General features: G+C 40.2%; 4 protein-coding genes. All 4 read left to right on the forward strand.

The window, feature by feature from the left end; translation table 11 throughout:
- The first annotated feature begins 4 nt into the window (after positions 1-4).
- The 4 genes from gyrB to FNK51_RS03235 all read left to right on the forward strand — a co-directional run bounded on the left by gyrB (position 5) and on the right by FNK51_RS03235 (position 5,875).
- Complete coding sequence (gene gyrB, locus FNK51_RS03220; RefSeq protein ID WP_098370355.1) at positions 5-1,930, forward strand: DNA topoisomerase (ATP-hydrolyzing) subunit B; 1,926 nt, start codon at positions 5-7, stop codon at positions 1,928-1,930.
- 96 nt (positions 1,931-2,026) lie between these two features.
- The gene (gyrA, locus tag FNK51_RS03225; protein WP_141992410.1) at positions 2,027-4,573 is read left to right on the forward strand and encodes a DNA gyrase subunit A; all 2,547 of its coding nucleotides are present in this window, start codon (positions 2,027-2,029) and stop codon (positions 4,571-4,573) included.
- Positions 4,574-4,814: 241 nt separating this feature from the next.
- A complete protein-coding gene (locus FNK51_RS03230) occupies positions 4,815-5,285 on the forward strand; it encodes a hypothetical protein (protein ID WP_141992411.1) in 471 nt (156 codons plus the stop codon).
- Positions 5,286-5,413: 128 nt separating this feature from the next.
- A complete protein-coding gene (locus tag FNK51_RS03235; RefSeq protein WP_286178558.1) occupies positions 5,414-5,875 on the forward strand; it encodes an HD-GYP domain-containing protein in 462 nt (153 codons plus the stop codon).
- Positions 5,876-6,178: the final 303 nt, after the last annotated feature.

The raw sequence follows: 6,178 nt of genomic DNA on the forward strand, positions 1-6,178 counted from the left end.
GACAATGGAACAAAAAGAAGTACAAGCTCAGGCATACGATGAGAATCAGATACAGGTTTTAGAAGGCTTAGAAGCAGTTCGTAAACGTCCGGGGATGTATATCGGCTCTACCTCTGCAAAAGGACTTCACCATCTTGTTTGGGAAATTGTCGATAATAGTATTGATGAAGCGCTAGCTGGTTTCTGTACGGAAATCAAAGTGACGATCGAAGAAGACAATAGCATAACCGTAGTCGATAATGGTCGGGGAATTCCAGTCGGTATCCATGAAAAAATGGGACGGCCAGCAGTTGAAGTGATCATGACGGTCCTTCATGCGGGCGGTAAATTTGGCGGCGGGGGCTACAAGGTTTCCGGTGGTCTGCATGGTGTTGGGGCTTCAGTAGTTAATGCCTTATCCACGGTATTGGAAGTTTATGTTCATCGTGAAGGTAAAATCCATTATCAGCAATTTAACCGCGGTATCCCTAAAGAAGATTTGAAAATTATCGGGGAAACCGATCATACAGGAACGACTGTACACTTCATTCCTGATGGTGAAATCTTCACGGAAACCTTGGAATATGATTTCGATACATTAGCTACACGAATCCGTGAGCTTGCATTCCTGAATAAAGGCTTGAAACTGATCATTGAAGATAAACGTGGGGAAGAAGAGAAAATCAGGGATTTCCACTATGAGGGCGGTATCAAATCTTATGTTGAGCATTTGAACCGTTCAAAAGAGGTATTGCATGAGGAACCGATTTTCATGGAAGGCGAGAGAGATGGAATTTCTGTTGAATTGGCTCTCCAATATAACGACAGCTATATCAGTAATGTCTTTTCTTTTGCCAATAATATTCATACCTATGAAGGCGGTACACATGAATCAGGATTCAAGACTGCTTTAACCCGTGTCATCAATGATTATGCACGGAAAAATGGTCTTTTAAAAGAAGCTGATTCCAACTTCTCAGGTGAAGATGTCCGGGAAGGTTTAACGGCAATCATTTCGATTAAGCATCCTGATCCACAATTTGAAGGTCAGACGAAAACCAAACTCGGAAACTCTGAAGTAAGAACGGTTACTGATTCCATTCTTTCTGAACGACTTGATGCCTTCTTGTACGAAAATCCTGCCGTGGCCCGGAAAATTGTAGATAAAGGGCAAATGGCAGCAAGAGCCCGTATGGCAGCGAAGAAAGCGCGTGAATTGACCCGAAGGAAAAGTGCTTTGGAAGTATCCAATCTTCCAGGGAAATTGGCGGATTGTTCTTCCAAGGACCCGGGTATCAGTGAATTGTACATCGTTGAAGGAAACTCGGCGGGAGGCTCGGCAAAGCAAGGACGGGACCGCCATTTCCAAGCCATTTTGCCGCTAAGGGGTAAAATCCTGAATGTAGAAAAAGCGAGATTGGATAGAATCCTTCATAACGAAGAAATAGGTACGATCATTACAGCACTTGGAACAGGCATTGGTGATGAATTCAATATTGAAAAGGCTAGATACCATAAAATTGTCATCATGACCGATGCGGATGTGGATGGTGCCCATATCAGAACACTGATGTTGACATTCTTCTACCGGTATATGCGAAAAATTATCGAGTACGGATATATATATATTGCTCAGCCGCCGCTTTTCAAAATCCAGCAAGGGAAAAAAGTGGATTATGCTTATAATGACCGCGAGCTTGACGAAATCATAGCAAGTTTGCCAAGTACTCCAAAGCCTAACCTGCAGCGTTATAAAGGGCTAGGGGAAATGAATCCAGAGCAATTGTGGGAAACGACGATGAATCCTGAAACGAGAACGCTGCTTCAAGTCAGTTTGAAAGATGCTGCCGAGGCAGATGAAACTTTCGAGATGTTGATGGGCGATAAGGTAGAACCACGACGTAACTTCATTGAAGAAAATGCAATTTATGTAAAAAATCTCGATATCTGATTTTTTGACAGGATGCTTTTTACATCCTGTTCTTTACATAGTGAACGAACAGTTAAAACTAAATGAGATATAAGCTTTTTATAGGAGGTTGGCTCCATGTCAGAAAATGAAAGATCAGGTGTAAAAGAAATAAATATAAGTACCGAGATGCGGACATCGTTTTTGGATTATGCGATGAGTGTTATCGTGTCTCGGGCTTTGCCTGATGTAAGGGACGGTTTAAAACCGGTACACCGAAGAATTCTTTATGCAATGAATGATCTTGGAATGACTTCGGATAAACCATTTAAAAAATCTGCCCGTATTGTCGGGGAAGTAATCGGTAAATATCACCCGCATGGTGATTCAGCCGTATATGAAACGATGGTACGGATGGCGCAGCCTTTTAACTATCGCTATATGCTTGTCGATGGTCATGGAAATTTCGGTTCAGTCGATGGAGACCAAGCTGCCGCAATGAGGTACACAGAAGCAAGAATGTCAAAGATTTCGATGGAATTGCTTCGCGATTTAAATAAAGATACGGTTAATTTCCAAGATAACTATGATGGTTCAGAAAGAGAACCAGCCGTTATGCCAGCCCGTTTCCCGAACTTGTTAGTGAATGGTTCATCTGGTATAGCAGTAGGAATGGCAACAAATATTCCACCCCATCAATTAGGCGAGGTAATTGACGGCGTATTGGCTTTAAGCAAGAATCCTGAAATTACAATTCCTGAGTTGATGGAATATATCCCTGGTCCGGACTTTCCGACAGCAGGTTTGATTTTAGGGAGAAGTGGAATCAGAAAGGCCTATGAAACCGGAAAAGGGTCAATCATTCAACGTGCGAAAGTCGAGATTGAAGAGAAACCCAATGGTAAACAGGTAATCCTTGTTAAGGAAATCCCTTATCAAGTGAATAAAGCAAGATTGATTGAAAAAATTGCAGAACTTGCTCGAGATAAGAAAATCGAAGGCATTACCGACTTACGGGATGAATCGGATCGCAACGGCATGCGTATTGTCATGGAGCTTCGAAAGGATGTTAATGCAAATGTCCTTTTGAACAACCTGTATAAGCATACCGCCATGCAGACAACCTTTGGAATCAATCTGCTTGCTTTGGTGGACGGTCAGCCTAAAGTATTGAATTTAAAACAATGCCTGCACTACTACTTAGAGCATCAGCAGGTAGTCATACGGCGCAGGACGGAATTTGAATTACGGAAAGCGGAAGCGCGTGCCCATATTTTAGAAGGTTTGCGCATTGCACTTGATAATTTGGATGCGGTCATTTCGTTAATCCGTAGTTCCCAAACTACTGAAATTGCCCGTGAAGGGTTAATGACACAATTTTCACTTTCTGAAAAACAAGCGCAAGCTATCCTGGATATGCGTTTACAACGCTTGACAGGTCTGGAACGTGAAAAAATTGAAGATGAATATCAGGCATTAATGGCCATAATTGCAGAGTATAAAGCCATTCTTGCTGATGAGGAAAAGGTTCTTGAAATCATTCGTGAGGAGCTTCTTGAAATTAAAGAGCGTTTTGATGATAAACGGAGAACTGAAATCACATTAGCCGGCTTTGAAAGCCTGGAAGATGAAGATTTAATCCCAGAGGAAAATATAATCGTGACACTTACGCATAACGGTTATATTAAACGCTTGCCTGCAACCACATATCGCAGCCAAAAACGCGGGGGGCGCGGAATACAGGGTATGGGAACGAATACAGATGACTTTGTCGGTCACTTGTTAACCACATCGACTCATGACACTCTATTATTCTTCACCAACAAAGGTAAAGTCTATCGTTCCAAAGGATATGAAATACCTGAATATGGTAGAACGGCAAAAGGATTGCCGCTTATCAACTTGTTGGAAGTCGATAAAGGCGAGTGGGTCAACGCAATCATACCTGTGAAGGAATTTGCTGACGATTGGTATTTATTCTTCACGACCAGACATGGGGTATCAAAGCGTACACCTTTGTCTTCTTTTGCAAATATCCGTAATAATGGTTTAATTGCCCTAGGTTTACGTGAAGATGATGAATTGATTTCTGTCCGTCTTACGAATGGAGAGAAACAGATCATAATTGGAACGAAGTCCGGGATGATGATTCGTTTCCCTGAGACGGATGTACGGACAATGGGACGTACTGCAGCGGGAGTTAAAGGGATTTCCTTAGGGACGAATGATGAAGTTGTCGGAATGGAAATTCTTGAAGATGATGAAGAAGTCCTGATCGTTACGAAAAACGGCTATGGAAAACGGACCTCTGCGGAAGAATACCGTATTCAAAGCCGTGGAGGCAAAGGAATAAAAACATGTAATGTCACTGAGAAAAATGGTGAACTTATAGCCGTGAAAACAGTTACGGGTGTAGATGAAGATTTGATGCTGATTACAGCAGCTGGTGTATTGATCCGAATGGAAGTCGAAGGCATTTCTAAAACGGGCCGTAATACACAGGGTGTTAAGCTCATCCGACTCGAATCCGCTGATAATGAATATGTTTCGACGGTAGCCATCGTAGGAAGAGAAGAAGAAGAAGAAAAAGACATGGATATAGAAACGGTCACGACTCCAGATTCTGATTCTGAACCTACTGTAATTGAAGAAAATGAAGAAACTGAAAAAGATACGGAAGAATAATCTTTCTACCTAAAAAAGACCCGGGCAATTGAGCTGGGTCTTTTTTTTGGGCTTAAAATGAATTTCAAACTGATTTCAAGAGTGTTCGAATTTGAGTAAAAAGACTTATCATGTTTAGGGGATTAAAAATGAAAATGCCAATAAATTGAATTTATTTAGGTGTTTAATCATAAAAAAATCTAGTTTCTACCATGTTTTTCAAGTGGAATGATACTCACCAATATTACCGAGGTGAAACGTTTTGCTTGTGAAAACTCGCTATTTAATCGAAGGCTGCATCCTGTCAAAAGAGATTAGAGGTCTTTCGAACAGACCCATAATGTATGAAAAAACAATAATGACCCGGCAATTAATCGAAGCTTTGCAAGCCTTTTTAATAACAGAGGTAAGCTTTGAAAAAACTTTGATTGATGGAAAGAGATTTCTGCCGAAAGAAGTAATGGATCCAGAATGGGATGAGATGGAAGAGTCATTGGATTTTACGGATTTTTATCTTAAGTCGGTACAAACATATAAACGATTATTTAAAAATTGGCAAGCGGGCAGTAAAGCCGAGGTGGCCATGATTCGTTTTATCATGATTTCCCTTATGGACAAGGATTTAGAGGAACTAGGAAACATTTTGAAGCTGCACCACTATTGCAATAAAGAAGACTATGTATATCATCATGCTATTTCCATTGGATTAATAGGGGGATATTATTGCATATAAAATGAAATGCAATAGGGCTGATGTCTGGCAGGTTGCAATTGGCGGATGTCTGGCAGAGTGCGGGATGGCAAGGCTGCCACCAAGGTTATTAAGTAAAACGGCAAGCCTGACAGCAGAATAATGAGGAGATACATTCTCATCCTATTTTCAGCTACAAGATGATTAAAGATAGTTCCATCATTAAGGATAGTGTGAAGATAGCCGTTCTTGAGCATCCTGGAAGGTTAGATGGAACGGGTTATCCCAAAAGATTGAAAACAAAGCCCATGAACTTATTCTCAAAAATCATTGCAGTTGCAGATGTATTTCACGCCATGACTTCCGAGAGGACTTATAGAAAGAAACAGTCACCGTTTAAGGTATTAGGAATGATTTTACATGATGACTTTGGTAAATTTGATATTAGGGTAGTTAAAACCTTGTTATCAAGCTTCGCTAATTTTTTCATAGGAAGCAGGGTCAAACTGAACAATGGATTCATTGCTGAAATCATTTTTATTGATGCCGGCTCGGAAACAAGACCGGTCATAAAGGTGATGGATAGTGAGCAAATTATCAATTCAGGGATTAATCGGGAATTATATATATAAGAAATATTATAATGTTTAAAGAAAAGTTTACTCTTAAAAGGTAAGCTTTTTCAGCTTGACCAGGAGAGCAGTCATAGTATTTGAAATCTATGAATTCATGTATATTATTTATTTTAAAATAACTATTGCTTTTATTCCTGATACTAGATATAATAACTAAGTCGACAGCGAAAGAATAAAGTTGTTGACAAAATATAATATAGTTGATATATTATTAAAGTCGTTTCCAAACGAACGACGCAAATTGCTCTTTGAAAACTGAACAAAACAAAGCGCCAACGTTAAATTTTAAGTGAGCACACA

The organism is Bacillus sp. B4EP4a, from assembly GCF_006680105.1.
Taxonomy (GTDB): domain Bacteria; phylum Bacillota; class Bacilli; order Bacillales; family DSM-1321; genus Peribacillus; species Peribacillus simplex_E.